This window comes from Streptomyces sp. NPDC050211, from assembly GCF_040656035.1.
GTDB lineage: Bacteria > Actinomycetota > Actinomycetes > Streptomycetales > Streptomycetaceae > Streptomyces.
The window spans coordinates 1-15,432 of sequence record NZ_JBFALC010000057.1 but is presented as its reverse complement, the minus strand read 5'-3'; the positions used below and the strand labels follow the sequence as shown (position 1 = coordinate 15,432).

The 15,432-nt window shown below is 70.6% G+C and carries 14 protein-coding genes; 9 read left to right on the top strand and 5 right to left on the bottom strand.

Features of this window, described 5'->3' with window-relative positions:
- Positions 1-20 precede the first annotated feature (20 nt).
- Complete coding sequence (paaK, locus tag AB0I98_RS38115; protein WP_362949906.1) at positions 21-1,319, bottom strand: phenylacetate--CoA ligase PaaK; 1,299 nt, start codon at positions 1,317-1,319, stop codon at positions 21-23.
- Positions 1,320-1,516: 197 nt separating this feature from the next.
- On the opposite strand from paaK, the gene AB0I98_RS38110 reads away from it, so the two are divergent.
- A complete protein-coding gene (locus tag AB0I98_RS38110) occupies positions 1,517-2,278 on the top strand; it encodes an alpha/beta hydrolase (RefSeq protein ID WP_362949905.1) in 762 nt (253 codons plus the stop codon).
- Here the strand turns inward: AB0I98_RS38110 and AB0I98_RS38105 are convergent.
- The gene (locus AB0I98_RS38105; RefSeq protein WP_362949971.1) at positions 2,244-3,953 is read right to left on the bottom strand and encodes a sulfatase; all 1,710 of its coding nucleotides are present in this window, start codon (positions 3,951-3,953) and stop codon (positions 2,244-2,246) included. The genes AB0I98_RS38110 and AB0I98_RS38105 overlap by 35 nt on opposite strands.
- 229 nt (positions 3,954-4,182) lie before the next feature.
- Entirely contained in the window at positions 4,183-5,787 is a 1,605-nt protein-coding gene (locus tag AB0I98_RS38100; protein ID WP_362949903.1) for an acyl-CoA synthetase, read from the bottom strand.
- A gap of 167 nt (positions 5,788-5,954) precedes the next feature.
- On the opposite strand from AB0I98_RS38100, the gene AB0I98_RS38095 reads away from it, so the two are divergent.
- The 8 genes from AB0I98_RS38095 to AB0I98_RS38060 all read left to right on the top strand — a co-directional run bounded on the left by AB0I98_RS38095 (position 5,955) and on the right by AB0I98_RS38060 (position 12,153).
- Positions 5,955-6,755, top strand: a complete 801-nt coding sequence (locus tag AB0I98_RS38095) for a crotonase/enoyl-CoA hydratase family protein (protein WP_362949901.1) — start codon at positions 5,955-5,957, stop codon at positions 6,753-6,755.
- 9 nt (positions 6,756-6,764) lie between these two features.
- Positions 6,765-7,718, top strand: a complete 954-nt coding sequence (locus tag AB0I98_RS38090) for an OB-fold domain-containing protein (RefSeq protein WP_362949900.1) — start codon at positions 6,765-6,767, stop codon at positions 7,716-7,718.
- Entirely contained in the window at positions 7,718-8,764 is a 1,047-nt protein-coding gene (locus AB0I98_RS38085) for a thiolase domain-containing protein (protein WP_362949899.1), read from the top strand. The genes AB0I98_RS38090 and AB0I98_RS38085 overlap by 1 nt, the downstream gene beginning before the upstream one ends.
- Positions 8,761-9,927, top strand: a complete 1,167-nt coding sequence (locus tag AB0I98_RS38080; RefSeq protein ID WP_362949897.1) for a thiolase domain-containing protein — start codon at positions 8,761-8,763, stop codon at positions 9,925-9,927. The genes AB0I98_RS38085 and AB0I98_RS38080 overlap by 4 nt, the downstream gene beginning before the upstream one ends.
- An 83-nt stretch (positions 9,928-10,010) precedes the next feature.
- Positions 10,011-10,253, top strand: a complete 243-nt coding sequence (locus tag AB0I98_RS38075) for a DUF397 domain-containing protein (RefSeq protein ID WP_155059979.1) — start codon at positions 10,011-10,013, stop codon at positions 10,251-10,253.
- Positions 10,254-10,388: 135 nt separating this feature from the next.
- Complete coding sequence (locus tag AB0I98_RS38070; RefSeq protein ID WP_362949896.1) at positions 10,389-11,282, top strand: universal stress protein; 894 nt, start codon at positions 10,389-10,391, stop codon at positions 11,280-11,282.
- Entirely contained in the window at positions 11,283-11,390 is a 108-nt protein-coding gene (locus tag AB0I98_RS38065) for a CGNR zinc finger domain-containing protein (protein ID WP_362949970.1), read from the top strand.
- 265 nt (positions 11,391-11,655) lie between these two features.
- Positions 11,656-12,153: a hypothetical protein gene (locus AB0I98_RS38060; RefSeq protein ID WP_301977501.1), complete on the top strand. Its 498-nt coding sequence runs from the start codon at positions 11,656-11,658 to the stop codon at positions 12,151-12,153.
- Positions 12,154-12,157: 4 nt separating this feature from the next.
- On the opposite strand, the gene AB0I98_RS38055 is transcribed toward AB0I98_RS38060, so the two are convergent.
- A complete protein-coding gene (locus AB0I98_RS38055; protein WP_362949894.1) occupies positions 12,158-14,107 on the bottom strand; it encodes a peptidoglycan recognition family protein in 1,950 nt (649 codons plus the stop codon).
- A 215-nt stretch (positions 14,108-14,322) separates the two neighbouring features.
- Positions 14,323-15,432, bottom strand: a 1,110-nt coding sequence (locus AB0I98_RS38050; RefSeq protein ID WP_362949893.1) for an aminoglycoside phosphotransferase family protein, incomplete at its 5' end; no start/stop codon positions are given.

The window sequence follows — 15,432 nt, the reverse complement described above, 5'->3', positions numbered from 1 at the left end:
ACGCGTCGCCGATGAACCGCCTACGTGGCGCGCAGGTCCACGATCCGCCGGATCTTGCCCACGGACCGCTCCAGCGACTCCGGGTCCACGATCTCGACGGCGACCGAGACTCCGATGCCGTCCTTGACGGCCGCCGCTATGGCCTGCGCGGCGGCCTCCCGGGTCTCGGGGGAGGCGTCGGCGCGGGCCTCCGCGCGCACCGTGAGGGCGTCGAGGCGGCCCTCGCGAGTGAGGCGGAGCTGGAAATGGGGCGCGACGCCCGGCGTGCGCAGCACGATCTCCTCGATCTGCGTCGGGAAGAGATTGACGCCGCGCAGGATCACCATGTCGTCACTGCGGCCCGTGATCTTCTCCATCCGCCGGAACACCCGGGCGGTCCCCGGCAGCAACCGGGTCAGGTCCCGGGTCCGATACCGGACGACGGGCATGGCCTCCTTGGTGAGCGAGGTGAAGACCAGCTCCCCTTCCTCGCCCTCCGGCAGCACCTCACCGGTGATCGGATCCACGACCTCGGGGAAGAAATGGTCCTCCCAGATGTGCAGCCCGTCCTTCGTCTCCACACACTCCTGGGCGACACCCGGCCCGATCACCTCGGACAGTCCGTATATGTCGACGGCGTCGATCGCGAATCGCCCCTCGATCTCCCGGCGCATCTGCTCGGTCCAGGGCTCGGCACCGAAGATGCCCACGCGCAGGGAGGTGCCGCGCGGATCCACGCCCTGCCGCTCGAACTCGTCCAGGATCGTGAGCATGTACGACGGCGTCACCATGATGATCCCGGGCTTGAGATCCTGGATCAGCTGGACCTGGCGGGCCGTCATGCCGCCGGACGCGGGGATGACCGTACAGCCGAGTCGCTCGGCGCCATAGTGGGCGCCGAGGCCACCCGTGAACAGCCCATAGCCGTACGCCACATGTGCGATGTCGCCGGGCCGCCCGCCCGCCGCCCGGATCGACCGGGCCACCATGTCGGACCACAGGGACAGGTCGTTGTCCGTGTAGCCGACCACCGTGGGGCGTCCGGTGGTGCCGCTGGAGGCGTGGATGCGGCGGACACGGTCCCGGGGCACGGCGAACATCCCGTACGGGTAGTTCTCCCGCAGGTCCGCCTTGGTGGTGAAGGGGAAGTGCGCCAGGTCGGTGAGGGAACGGCAGTCGTCCGGATAGACGCCCGCCTTGTCGAAGGACTCCCGGTAGAAGGGCACGCGGGCGTAGGCATGCCGCAGCGAGGCTTGCAGCCGCTCCAACTGCAGCGCCCGCAACGCCTCCGCGTCGAGCCGTTCCCCCGAGTCCAGCAGGTCCTCCACCGCATCCGCCATGTGCGCTCTCCCTCACACAACCGCATCAATCCGGACGACCGATCATTCGGTCGAGCCGCTCCGGATCAGTAACCCAGGCCATCCGACCTCAGGCAAGAGCTGTGCCGCCGATTTCTCCTGGATGCGTCGCCCGGGGCGGCTCGGCTGTGGGCAGAGCAGGGGGAGAGGGCGGTGCTCCGCCGGTTAGCGTGCCGGGCATGGATATCGAGTTGCGCACCGTCAAAGCCAACGGCATCACCCTCGCCTACCGCGCCTGGGGTCCGGAACAGGCGCCGCCCGTTCTGCTGCTGCACTGCCGCGGTGCTGACGGGGCGGACTGGGCGCCGGTCGCCGGGCGGCTGGGGGCCGGTCCGCGCCGGGTCTATGCCCCGGATCTGCGGGGGCACGGGCGCAGCGAGTGGCCGGGTACGGAGCCGGGGGCGGGTGCGGACGTGTACGCCTACGCGACGATGCGTGACGACATACGCGCCTTCCTCGCCGCCCTCGGCATCGACCGCGTCGATGTGGTGGGCCATTCGCTCGGTGGCGCCGTCGCCTACCTGCTGGCGCAGACGGAACCCGACGTCGTACGGCGTCTCGTCCTGGAGGACGTGCCCGCGCCGATCCCGCTCGACCCGCCCCGGCCGCGCGCCGAACGGCCCGATGGTGAGCTGCCGTTCGACTGGGCCATGGTGCGGGCCACCGACGAACAGCGCAACGCGCCCGATCCAGTGTGGTGGGACCACATGGGGCGGATCACCATGCCCACGCTGCTCATCGGGGGTGGCCCCACCAGCCTGATCCCGCAGGAGCAGATCTCCGCGCTCGCCGGACTGATCCCCGACGCCCGGCTCGTGACCATCGATGCGGGACATCTGGTGCATGAGACCCGGCCGGCGGAGTTCCTCGCGGCGGTGGAGGCGTTCCTCGACGCTGAGGGCGTCGTCACCCGGAGTTCTGCGGCCCGTACGCCGTCATGAAGCGGTCGCGGAAGGCGTCCATCCCCCAGCGCGGCCCGTCCGGGGCGGGCTTGAGGCCGTCCGTCCAGCCCCAGTCCGCGATCCTGTCGAGGACCTTCTTGTCACGGGCGACGATGGTGATCGGCACGTCCTTGCTCCGGTCGCCCGCGGTGACCGTCGGGACGGGCTGGTGGTCGCCGAGGAAGACGAGGACCGTGTTCTCGTCGCCGTAGCGCTCGACCCATTCGGTCGTGCTGCGCAGGGAGTACTCGATGGCGCGACGGTACTCGGTGCGTACGCTCTCCGGGTTCTTCCAGACCTCTTTGGGGTCCTTGCCGTCCTTCTTGATCTCGTGGAAGACCGAGCCGTCGCCGAGGTCGTTCCAGTCGATCATGCGGGCGACGGGGGCCCAGGGGTTGTGGCTGGAGGCCAGGATGATCTCCGCCATGATCGGCTGCCGGTTTTTGCGGCCGTGCTCCAGGCGTTCGAAGGCCTCCATGCTGAACTGGTCCGGCACGGGCGTCCAGCTGAAGTAGGGGCCGTGGTAGCCGAGGTGCTCGGAGTCGTAGATGTGGTCGAGGCCGAAGAACTTCCCCTCCGGCCAGGCCCGCCGCACCCCGGGCACGACGCCGACCGTGCGCCAGGCGCCGGTCTTGCCGAAGTAGTTGGTGAGGGTCATGCGGTCGCTGGTGGTCAGGCTCCGGTAGCGTTGCTGGTTCTTGATCCACAGTCCGGACAGGAAGGTCGAGTGGGCCAGCCAGCTGCCGGCCCCGGTGATGGGGGACCTGAGCCAGGCGCTGCGCGACGCGAATCCGGCCGCGTCGAGGGAGCGGGTGCCTTCCTTCAGGACCGCGTCGATCTGCGGTGCCATCGCCGGGTCGTCGATGGCGACCCGTCCGTAGCTCTCGATGAACGTGAACAGGACGTCCTTGCCGCGCAGACCGGTGAGCAGCTGGTCCGGCGGAGTCTTCGCGAACGCGTCGACGGCGGCCTGCTGCTGGAAGACCCGGGCGTCCCGCAGGCCCGCGCGCACCTGTTCCACCCGGTTGCCGAGGAACTCGGCGTTGCCCTTGGTGGCGACCTGGGTGCCGGCGACCTGCACGCTCAGGGTGACGCAGGTGATCCACGCGGTGCCGAGGACCAGGGTGGTACGGGCGGCGGCGGGACGGTGGCGGACCATCAGGTTCGTCAGCCGCACCATCGCGAGCGTGGTCAGCACCAGCACGGCGGCGAACAGGACGATCACCGCGACCACGGCGAGCACCTGGCCGGTGCGGCCGAACGACTCGCGCAGGAAGTCCGTCGCGTCGTCGAGCAGGATCCAGTCCAGGACCAGGTCGAAGGGGCGGGCCAGCACTTGGTAGAAGCCCATGTCGACGAACTTCAGGATGGTGAGCAGACCCAGGAACACGCCGGAGACGACCGCCATGATCCGCCGGGGCCTGGGCGGCAGCGCCAGCAGCAGCCCGGCGAGCAGGACGCCCTCGGCGGGGATGCGCAGGAACGCGCTGGGGTTCAGGCGTTCGAGCCGGTTGGGCATGAGCAGGGCGAAGAGGACGAGGACACCGGCCAGGACCGTGGTGCCCACGGTCACGCCGTGGGCCGTACGGGGGTACTTCCGGCGCCAGCCGAACCAGCCACCTTTCCCCTCAGCGGGGGCGTCCGTCGTATCAGCGGGGGCGTCCGTCGTATCAATGAGGGCGTCTGTCGTCCCGGTCTCAGCCGTCCCGTCTTCGGCGTCCGGCAGCTGACGAGAACGAGTGACGTGCTGAGACACAAAGGTCCTTCCGTGCGAAACCGCGATGGTGCGGCGGACCGGATCCGATCGAAACCCGTTCCGCCACCATCAATACGGTCGCACGTCACCTGCTGTTCAAGCGAGCAACCCACGGAATCGCAGGTTCCGCCCCCACCGGATCACCGGGTCACCGGTTCGCCGCCACCGCCACGTCCCGCGCCCACCGGTAGTCCGCCTTGCCACTCGGCGACCGCCGGATCGCATCCGTGAGCACCAGCTGGCGTGGGATCTTGTAGCCGGCCAGATGGGAACGGCAGTGCGTCTGGATGTCGTCGAGGGACGGCGCCGGCGCACCCTCGCGCAGCTGCACCACTGCCGCGACGTGATGACCCCACTTCACGTCCGGCACCCCGGCCACCAGTGCGTCGTACACGTCCGGATGGGACTTGAGCGCCTGCTCGACCTCCTCCGGGTACACCTTCTCGCCCCCGGTGTTGATGCACTGCGAGCCGCGGCCGAGGACCGTGACGACGCCCTCCTCGTCGACGGTGGCCATGTCGCCGAGCAGTACCCATCGCTCGCCGTCCTTCTCGAAGAAGGTCTCGGCGGTTTTCGCCGGGTCGTTGTAGTAGCCGAGCGGGACGTGGCCGCACTGGGCGACGCGGCCGATCTCGCCGACGGCGACCGGCTCATGGGTGGCCGGGTCGACCACCTGCGTGCGGGAGTTGACGCGGATGCGGAAGCCGCGTTCGGGGCCGGAGTCCTCCGTCGCCGTGCCGTTGAAGCCGGACTCGGAGGAGCCGAAGTTGTTGAGCAGCATCACATTCGGGACGAGTGCCTGGAACTGCCGCCGCACCGTGTCCGACATGATCGCTCCCGACGACGACACGCTGAACATCGACGAGCAGTCGGTGCCCTTCATGGGGCCGTTCAGGGCGTCGATGAGCGGCCGCAGCATCGCGTCGCCGACCAGCGACACGCTGGTGACCTTCTCCCGTTCGATGGTGCGCAGCACCTCCTCGGGCGCGAACTTGCGGTGCAGTACGACCCGTTGGCCGAAGTTGAAGCCGATGAACGCCGTCAGCGTGGACGTGCCGTGCATGAGCGGGGGAGTGGGGAAGAAGGTGATCCCGTCCCCGCCCGCCGCGACCCGCTCGGCCAGCTCCTCCGGCTTCTTGACCGGCTCACCGGTCGGCGCACCGCCGCCGAGCCCGGAGAAGAACAGGTCCTCCTGCCGCCACATCACGCCCTTGGGCATCCCGGTCGTACCGCCGGTGTAGATGATGAACTGGTCGTCGCCCGACCGCTGGGCGAACCCGCGCTCCGCGGACCCGGCGGCCTCGGCCTCGCCGAAGGGCACACCCAGCGTGCTGCCGGCCCCCACGCGCACCAGATGCCGCACCTTCTCCGCCCGCGGCAGCGCCGCCGCCACCCGGTCGGCGAACTCGGCGTCGAAGACGAGAGCCACCAGGTCGGCGTCCCGGTAGAGGTAGACCAACTCCTCTTCCACATACCGGTAGTTGACGTTGACCGGCACGATCCGCGCCTTGAGGCAGCCGAGTACCGTCTGCAGATACTCGACGCCGTTGTAGAGATGGAGCCCGAGGTGCTCGCCGGGACGTATCCCGCTGTCGAGCAGATGGTGCCCGATGCGATTGGCGGCCGCATCCAACTGCGCATACGTCAGCCGACGTTCCGCCCCCGTGCCGGGCTGGTCGATGTACACCAGCGCCTCACGGTCCGGCACCACGTCGACGACCGACTCGAACAGGTCGGCAAGGTTGTACTCCACCGCTCCTCCTGACCTCGCCCTCCACACCGGCTGCCGGTCATCAGAGCAAAGGGCGGCACAACTGTGAAGGGTCCGCGCACAATAAATCTGACTGACTGTCAGAAAACTCTTGAAGTGCTTCCCCGCCTCCTGCAACCTGTTCTCGTTCTGGAGAGGGGAGACGGTCGATGGGTGGGACGGAACACCTCGCCGTACGGCGGGAAGGCGCCACACTGGTGCTCACGCTCAACAGGCCCGAGGCCAAGAACGCGCTCTCGCTGCCGATGCTCGTCGGGCTGTACGACGGATGGATCGCGGCCGACGAGGACGACGAGGTCCGCTCGATCGTGCTGACCGGCGCGGGCGGCGCGTTCTGCGCGGGCATGGACCTCAAGGCGCTGGCCGGGAAAGGCATGGAGGGGCAGCAGTACCGGGACCGGTTGAAGGCCGACCCCGACCTGCACTGGAAGGCGATGCTGCGGCATCACCGCCCCCGCAAACCGGTGATCGCCGCCGTGGAGGGCCACTGTGTCGCGGGCGGCACTGAGATCCTTCAGGGCACCGATATCCGCGTCGCGGCCGAGTCGGCGACCTTCGGGCTCTTCGAGGTCAAGCGCGGGCTGTTCCCAATCGGCGGGTCGACGGTCCGGCTGCAACGCCAGATCCCGCGCACACACGCCCTGGAGATGCTGCTCACCGGCCGCCCCTACAGCGCTCGGGAGGCCGCCGACATCGGCCTGATCGGTCACGTCGTGCCGGAGGGCACGGCCCTCACCAAGGCCTTGGAGATCGCCGAACAGATTAACGCCTGCGGCCCGTTGGCCGTCGAGGCCGTCAAGGCGTCGGTGTACGAGACCGCCGAGATGACCGAGACCGACGGGCTCGCCGCCGAACTCAAGCGCGGCTGGCCGATCTTCGACACCGCCGACGCCAAGGAGGGCGCCCGCGCCTTCGCGGAGAAGCGACCGCCCCACTACAAGCGTGTCTGAGGAGTCCCCGTGCCCGAAGTCCTCAAAGCCCCCCTCGTCCTCGAGTTCCCCTTCACCCGCTCCCTCAGCCCCGTCCAGAGCGCCTTCCTCACCGGCCTGCGCGAACGCGTCGTCCTCGGCGTGAAGACAACCGACGGCCGCACCCTCGTCCCGCCCGTCGAGTACGACCCCGTCACCGCCGAGGAGATCCGCGACCTGGTCGAGGTCGCCCCCACCGGCACGGTCACCACCTGGGCCTGGAACCACGCCCCCCGCCGCGGCCAGCCCCTCGGCACGCCCTTCGCCTGGGCCCTCGTCCGGCTCGACGGAGCCGACACGGCCCTCCTGCACGCCCTCGACGCCCCCGGTCCCGATGCTGTGCGCACCGGTATGCGTGTCCGGGTTCGCTGGGCCGAGGAACGTACCGGCGCCATCACGGACATCGCCTGCTTCGAGCCGTACGACGGCGACGACCCGGCCGAACCGGCGGGCCGCGGCGGCGAGGTCGGGAACTTCGAGGACATGGTCACCGGCATCGTCGCCCCCGCCCGCCTCGACTACACCTACTCACCCGGCCGCGCCCAGTCCGCCTACATCAACGCCCTGTCCGAGCATCGCAACGTCGGCGAGCGCTGCCCGAGCTGCCGCAAGGTGTACGTCCCGCCGAGGGGTGCGTGCCCCACATGTGGTGTGGCCACATTGGAACAGGTCGAGGTGGGTCCGCACGGCACAGTGACCACGTTCTGCATCGTCAACATCAAGGCCAAGAACCTCGACATCGAAGTGCCGTACGTCTATGCCCACATCGCCCTCGACGGCGCCGACCTCGCGCTGCACGGCCGGATCGGTGGCATCCCCTACGACCAGGTGCGCATGGGCCTGCGGGTGGAACCGGTGTGGACCGAAGGCGGCCGCTTCCCTGATCACTACCGGCCGACCGGCGAGGCCGACGCGGACTACGACACCTACAGGGAGCTCCTGTGATGCGTGACATAGCACTGGTCGCCTTCGCCCAGACCGACCACCGGCGCACCAGCGACGAGCACTCCGAGGTCGAGATGCTCATGCCGGTCCTGCACCAGGTGCTCGACCGGACCGGCCTGAAGACCGCCGACATCGGCTTCACCTGCTCCGGATCCAGCGACTACCTCGCCGGCCGCGCCTTCTCCTTCACCCTCGCCCTCGACGGCGTCGGCGCCTGGCCGCCGATCTCCGAGTCGCACGTCGAGATGGACGGCGCCTGGGCGCTGTACGAGGCATGGACGAAACTCCTCACCGGGGACGCGGACACCGCGCTCGTCTACGCGTACGGCAAGTCCTCACCTGGCTCCGTCCGCGACGTCCTGACCCGGCAACTCGACCCGTACTACCTCGCGCCCCTGTGGCCGGACTCCGTCGCCCTGGCCGCGCTCCAGGCGCAGGCGCTCATCGACGCGGGCCACACCGACGAGCCCGCGCTCGCCGGGGTCGCCGCCCGCAGCCGAAGGGACGCCGCCGACAACTCCCATGCGCAGCTGAGGGGTTCGGTACCGCACGGGGACTATCTCGTACGGCCCCTGCGCACCGGTGACTGCCCGCCCATCGGCGACGGCGCGGCCGCCGTGATCCTCGCGGCCGGAGACCGGGCCAGGGAGCTGTGCGAGAGGCCCGCCTGGATCCGCGGCATCGACCACCGGATCGAGGCACACGGACTCGGCGTCCGCGACCTGACCGACTCCCCGTCCACGCGCCTGGCCGCCGAGAAGGCGGGCGCCTTCGAACGCCCCGTCGACACCGCCGAGCTGCACGCGCCCTTCACCTCACAGGAGGTCGTCCTGCGCAAGGCGCTCCGCCTCGACGAGAGCGTCCGCGTGAACCCGTCCGGCGGCGCCCTGGCCGCCAACCCGATCATGGCCGCCGGGTTGATCCGGGTCGGTGAGGCCGCGGCCCGCATCCACCGCGGGGAGTCCGACCGGGCCCTCGCCCACGCCACGTCCGGCCCCTGTCTGCAGCAGAACCTGGTCGCCGTACTCGAAGGGGATCCCCGATGAGCAAGGAGCCCGTGGCCGTCGTAGGCATCGGCCAGACCAAGCACGTGGCGGCACGCCGGGACGTGTCGATCGCGGGCCTCGTGCGGGAGGCCGCGCAGCGGGCGCTCGACGACGCGGAGCTGACGTGGGCTGACGTCGACGCCGTCGTGATCGGCAAGGCGCCCGACTTCTTCGAGGGCGTCATGATGCCGGAGCTGTACCTCGCCGACGCGCTCGGCGCCGTGGGCAAGCCCATGCTGCGTGTGCACACCGCGGGGTCGGTCGGCGGGTCCACGGCGCTGGTCGCGGCCAACCTCGTCGCCGCGCGAGTGCACGGCACGGTCCTGACCCTGGCCTTCGAGAAGCAGTCCGAGTCGAACGCGATGTGGGGCCTGTCGCTGCCCATCCCCTTCCAGCAGCCGCTGCTGGCCGGCGCGGGCGGCTTCTTCGCGCCGCACGTGCGCGCGTACATGCGGCGCAGCGGCGCGCCCGACACCGTCGGCTCGCTCGTGGCGTACAAGGACCGGCGCAACGCGCTGAAGAACCCGTACGCGCATCTGCACGAGCACGACATCACCCTGGAGAAGGTCCAGGCCTCGCCCATGCTGTGGGACCCGATCCGCTACTCGGAGACCTGCCCGTCCTCGGACGGCGCCTGCGCCATGATCCTCACCGACCGTGCGGGCGCGGCCCGCGCGCCCCGGCCGCCCGCCTGGATGCACGGCGGCGCCATGCGCAGCGAACCGACGCTCTTCGCGGGCAAGGACGCGGTGTCGCCACAGGCCGGCAAGGACTGCGCGGCCGATGTCTACCGGCAGGCCGGCATCGCCGACCCGCGCCGGGACATCGACGCCGTCGAGATGTACGTGCCGTTCTCCTGGTACGAGCCCATGTGGCTGGAGAACCTCGGCTTCGCCGCCGAGGGCGAGGGCTGGAAGCTCACCGAGTCCGGGGTGACCGAACTGGACGGGGATCTTCCGGTCAATATGTCGGGCGGCGTCCTGTCGACCAATCCCATCGGCGCCTCCGGCATGATCCGCTTCGCGGAGGCGGCCCTCCAGGTCCGCGGACAAGCCGGTGAACACCAGGTGGAGGGGGCTCGCAGGGCGCTCGGGCACGCCTACGGCGGCGGATCGCAGTTCTTCTCCATGTGGCTCGTGGGGTCGCGGCCGCCCGACTCCTGAAAGGTCCCCCTCACGTGGCCTGTTGGCACTCGGTACCGATCGCTAGGCTGACCCGCGGACGACGAATCGGGAGGAGCACGGACGTGGCCGAGAGCACCATCCAGGACCACCCGCTCACGGGCTGGGACAAGCCGGAGCTGGACCTCAGCAACGCCGAGTGGCACTCCAGCAGCCGCGGGCTGGGGGACGTACAGATCGCCTTTGTCGAGGGCTTCATCGCCATGCGCAACAGCGGCCGCCCGGAGAGCCCTTCCCTGATCTTCACGCCGGCGGAGTGGGGCGCGTTCGTGTCGGGTGCGCGGGAGGGCGAATTCGACCTCACCTGAGCCGGGGCGGGCGGGACCGGGCCCAGAGTGTTCCGCCCGTTTTTCCGGACACGCGACCCTGAGCACCCTCCGGGGCCGATGCCTGAGCGAGGCTGGTCCCAGGAGGTGCAGGTCGCACTCCGGAGGTGAGGAACCATGAGCACCCTGCCGGTCATCGCCGCGGTCGACGGCTCGGACGACAGTCTGCGCGCCCTGGACTGGGCGCTGGACGCCGCCCGGCGCCGCGAGGCACCGCTGCGGGTCGTCCATGTGCGGCAGTACGCCATGTGGACCCAGCCCGAGGTCCTGGCGGCCGGGCCGCCGGATCCGGATGTCGATCCCGTGCTCGACCAGGTCCGTGCGTACGTCGCCGGCCGGACCACTGCCGAGTACGTGGCGCTGGAGGGCGCCCCGAGTGCGGTGCTGCCCGAACTGGGCTCCGCCGCCCAGCTGTTGGTGCTCGGCTCCCGGGGCCGCGGCGGCTTCGCCAGTCTGCTGCTCGGCTCCAACGGCATGGCCGCCGCCCGCGACGCCGAATGCCCGGTCGTCGTGGTGCCCCGGCCCGAGCGCGAGGTCCATGACGGCGCACCGGCCGGACCGGGCCCGCGGGTCGTCGTCGGCCTGCACGTCGACGGCCCCGACGAGGCGACACTCGACTTCGCCTTCACCGAGGCCGCCCTGCGTGGCGCCCGACTCCAGGTGGTCGCCGCCTATCCGTGGCCCCTGCAGACCTGGGCGACCCCCGGCGAACTCGTCCCGCCCGTGATCGACCAGGACGCCGTCGAGAATGAGACCCGCGTCCTCGCCGAGGGCTTCCTCGCCCCGCACCGCAAACGGCACCCGGACGTCCACGCCGAGCCGTATGTGGCGCCGGGCGACGCGGCCGGCCACCTCGTCGCCTCCTCCAAGGACGCCGAGCTGGTCGTCGTCTGCCGCCACCGACGCCGTCTGCTCGCCCCCGCCCGCATGATGGGCTCCGTCACCCAGGCCGTCCTGCTGCACGCGGCGAGCCCGATCGCGGTGGTGCCACCGACGCCGGGCGAGGAGTGAATCTCCGTCGGGACTAATGAGTGGTGCACGCCGTCCTGCGGCAACCGGGTCCGCGTGGCCCGCCATCACGACCGGCACAAGAAGGCCGCGGACAGGGTCGGTCAGTAGTCTGCGCGAGGCGTGCGTGCCCGCTCGCGGGGCAGCAGGACCCCTCGAACGCGACAGCGAACTCGCCGTCGTCGACGAGGCGTTGGCCGAACTCACCGGTCTGCGTTCGGACGGCACTGAACCACTGAACCGGCCTGCTCGCCTTCGTCGGCGGCGCCTGCTGTCGGCGGGCTGCCGAAAGAGGGGCCCAATGTGAACGTCGACCCACGTAAGGGGCGCGGGGCTGTATCGATATGCGGCCCCTCGGCCACGTACCATTGGCCGCATGTCGTTCCTCCGCCGCCGCAGTGCCACCCCCGCCGGGCCCGACTTCGACGTACTGGCCATGGACCCGGGCGACTGGCCCGGAAATCTCGGCGCGGGCCTGCTGCCCGCTCCCGACGGCACCTGCCAGGGCGTCTTCCTGCGCTACGACCTCTTCGGCGGCCGTGGCCCGGCGATGATCATCGGCAATCTGCCGGAGGGCTCACCGGCCCGTGAGGTCGCCGAGGACGAGATCCCCTTCGAGGTGGCCCAGCTGCTGCTCGCGCTGGAGAACGAGGAGGACGTCACCGTCGTCGGCGCCGAGGACGTGCCCGTCATGCAGGGCGACAACCTGCTGATCGTGCGCCGCCTCAAGCTCTCCGAGAGCCGGATCTCCTGCGTGCAGTTCGACCGCAGCGACAAGGTCCTGGTCACCATCGCCGCCTGGGACCGCCCCATCACCGACGACCTGTACGCCCTGCTGAAACCGCTGCCCGCGGAGCTGTTCCAGCAGGGCTGACGATCTACCGGGACGGCTCTTCGCGCACGTCGGCGGCCCGCACATACGCCACCCGGTGGCCGAACTGGATCTCGTAGTAGAGATCCTTCCCGACGATCACCTTGTGCGCGTCCGTCGCGAAGGCGACCGCGTAGTAGTACTCGCCGGGCACCTTGTCACCCACCACGTACTTCTGCCCCGCGAGCAGTTTGTACGGCAGTGGCGACACCGCCTGCGCGGGCACATCCGCCGGATACGCCTCCGCCTCCGGGTACGCGCGCCCGTACACGGGAATCTGCGCCAGCCCCGCCCTGGGGGTGACGACCGCACCGGAGGCGTTCACCGCCGTCGGCTGCTTCTTCGGGTTCTTGAACCAGGCCTTCTGGCCCAGGTACCAGATCGCCGTCCAGTCGCCCTGCCGGCCCGCGACCGCGTACTGCTGGCCGGTGGAGACCCGCGAACCGATGTCGTTGACGTCGGTCGTCGAGGCGTCTCCCGAGGGACGCAGACCGATGTCCTTGATCAGGGCGGAGTTCTCGTCGGGCTGGGAGTACAGGCGGACCGCGCTGGAGCCGTGAGCCGGGCAGGGCTTGCCCTGCGCCGAGCAGCCCGTGAAGGCGGGCCGGTGGTTGGCGTAGTCGGGCAGGATCGTCACCATGCCCGCGCCGGCTCGCGCGGTGGTGCCGAAGGGGCGGCCGAGCAGGGTGAAGTAGTGCTGCCAGTCCCAGTAGGGGCCGGGGTCGGTGTGCATGCCGGGGATCGTCGACGTGGTCGGGCCGGGCACGGTGTCGTGGCCGAGGATGTGCTGCCGGTCCAGCGGGATGCCGTACTTGGCGGCGAGGTACTTCACCAGACGGGCCGACGTCCGGTACATCGCCTCCGTGTACCAGGCGTCCGGGTTCGCCAGGAAGCCCTCGTGCTCCAGGCCGATCGACTTGGAGTTGATGTACCAGTTCCCGGCATGCCAGCCGACGTCCTTGGCCTTGAGGTGCTGGGCGATATGGCCGTCGGTGGAGCGCAGGCTGTAGTTCCACGACACATACGTCGGGTCCTGCACCAGGTTGAGGACCCCCTCCCAGGCGCCCTCCGTGTCGTGGATGACGATGTAGTCGATGCTCTGGGACGCGGGCCGGTCGCCGAGGTCGTGGTTGCCGTAGTCGCCCTCGCCGAACTGCTTGTACGGCGCCGGGATCCACTCGCAGGACACCGTCGTGGGGCACTCGGTCTCCGCGGCCGAGGCCTTCCGCAGCCCCGCCCGGGCCAGCTGCCCGGTCTCGGGGGCCAGGCCCGGCCGGGCGGGGAGGGTGATCTGCTGTCCCGTGTCCGTGGTGCGCCGCTCGCCGGTGCGGAGTACGTCGTACACGTCGTTCGCGTATGCCGCCGCCGTTGCCTTGTCGTCGGCGGCCGGGAAACGGGCCACCGCCCCGTACCAGTCCGCCGGATCGTCGCTGAGCGGCTCGCCCAGGTCCTTCTGGGCCGCGGCCAGAAGTGCCGCACCGCCCGCCACGTTGGCCGCCGGGTCCGTGCGCAGCTTCTCGGCCGCGAGGCCGGTCAGCTCGGCCGCCTTCGTCAACGTCGTGAGGCGGGCGGGGAGTTCGGTGCGCGCCGGCACCTCGGTCTTGGGCAGCAGGGGCTTGCGGGCGCTGTCGCCGCGGGCGTCCTCGGTGCCCTCGCTGTGGTGCGGGGCCTTGGCCAGCGCGGTGCGGGCGTCGGTGAGGTGCATCGGGCCGTAGCCGCCGGCCACGCTCGGTGCCCCGCCGTGTGCGTCCCAGCGGGACTGGAGATAGGAGACGCCGAGCAGCACGCTCTGCGGCACGTGGTACTCGGCGGAAGCTGTGGCGAACGCTTGCTGGAGCCCGTCTGCCGACGTCTCGGAGGGTGCCGCGCCGAGGAGCGGCAGGATGAGGGCCGCGGCGGCGACGGCTTGGGCGGCTCTGCGACGGCCTCGGTCGGGAGCGGTGGCGGATCCTCGCAAAACAGCCTCCTGGGACGGACGAGTGCGATGAGCCGTGCAGGGCCTGATGTGCGTCTGTGCTACCGGCCTGCCGACGATCCGTCAATCATGCCCAGAGGGAGGCGTTTTATCGTGTAATCGTAGGGTGTAGGGAGTTTCGCGGCGGGGGTGGTGCAGCCCATACGAAGATCCGCGGTACGCCGCTGTCCTGGGCGCACCGCGGATCGCCGTCCCCGTCAGCGAGTGCCGACCGCCGCGCGCACGGCCCGTCGGGCCAGCTGGCAGTCGTCGTGCAGCCGCCTGAGCAGCAGCCGCTGTTCCTCGCCGGACGGCGCAGCACCCGGGTGGGCCACTCCCGGTGCCGCCGGGGTCGTGTCGTGCATCGAACGCTGCACGGCCGTCTCATAGGTGCGGATCTCACGCGTCAGGACGAGCATCAGGTTCACCAGGAAGGCGTCCCGCGAGGCCGGTCCCGCCGACTGCGCGATCTGGCTGATCTGCCGCCGGGCCACCGGTGCGTCCCCGAGGACCGACCACAGCGTCGCCAGGTCGTACCCGGGCAGATACCAGCCCGCGTGCTCCCAGTCCACCAGCACTGGACCGGCCGGTGACAGGAGGATGTTCGACAGCAGCGCGTCGCCGTGGCAGAACTGGCCCATGCCCTGCCGTCCCGCCGTATGCGCGATGCCGTGCACCAGCTTCTGCAGATCGCCCATGTCCCGGTCGGTGAGCAGACCCAGCTCGTGGTACCGGGCGATGCGCGCCGCGTAGTCCAGCGGTGCGTCGAAGGTGCCCGCCGGCGGCCGCCAGGCGTTCAGCCGGCAGATCGCGCCGAGTGCCGCTCTGATGTCCGCACGCGGCGGGGCCTCGGCCGGGTGCCGCTGGAGGGCCGCCACCCGCCCCGGCATCCGCTCGATCACGAGCGTGCAGCTGTCCGGATCCGCGGCGATCAGCCGGGGCACCCGCACGGGCGGGCGGTGCCGGACGAACGAGCGGTATGCGGCTATTTCGTGCTGGATGCGCTCGGCCCACGCTGGGGAGTGGTCCAGTAAACACTTCGCGACGGCCGTGCTGCGCCCCGTCGTCCCCACGAGGAGGACGGATCGCCCGCTGCGGCGCAGGACCTGGACCGGAGCGAACTCCGGGCAGATGCGATGCACCGACGCGACCGCCGTGCGCAGCTGCGTGCCCTGAGGGCCGGACAAGTCGAGTCTCCCGCTGAGCGGTTGGGTGCCGACCCCCGCGGCGCGCGGCGGCCGGCCCGCTCCGAGCCGGGGAGGCGCGGGACGCGCGGGGTCGTGGTAGGGGCCGCTGCCCGCAGGGCGGGGGCGCAGCGACCGGGGCGG

Coding starts and splice junctions, on each gene's coding strand:
- paaK (WP_362949906.1), bottom strand. CDS start 1,319: ATGGCGGATGCGGTGGAGGACCTGCTGGACTCGGGGGAACGGCTCGAC.
- AB0I98_RS38110 (WP_362949905.1), top strand. CDS start 1,517: ATGGATATCGAGTTGCGCACCGTCAAAGCCAACGGCATCACCCTCGCC.
- AB0I98_RS38095 (WP_362949901.1), top strand. CDS start 5,955: ATGGGTGGGACGGAACACCTCGCCGTACGGCGGGAAGGCGCCACACTG.
- AB0I98_RS38085 (WP_362949899.1), top strand. CDS start 7,718: ATGCGTGACATAGCACTGGTCGCCTTCGCCCAGACCGACCACCGGCGC.
- AB0I98_RS38080 (WP_362949897.1), top strand. CDS start 8,761: ATGAGCAAGGAGCCCGTGGCCGTCGTAGGCATCGGCCAGACCAAGCAC.
- AB0I98_RS38070 (WP_362949896.1), top strand. CDS start 10,389: ATGAGCACCCTGCCGGTCATCGCCGCGGTCGACGGCTCGGACGACAGT.
- AB0I98_RS38060 (WP_301977501.1), top strand. CDS start 11,656: ATGTCGTTCCTCCGCCGCCGCAGTGCCACCCCCGCCGGGCCCGACTTC.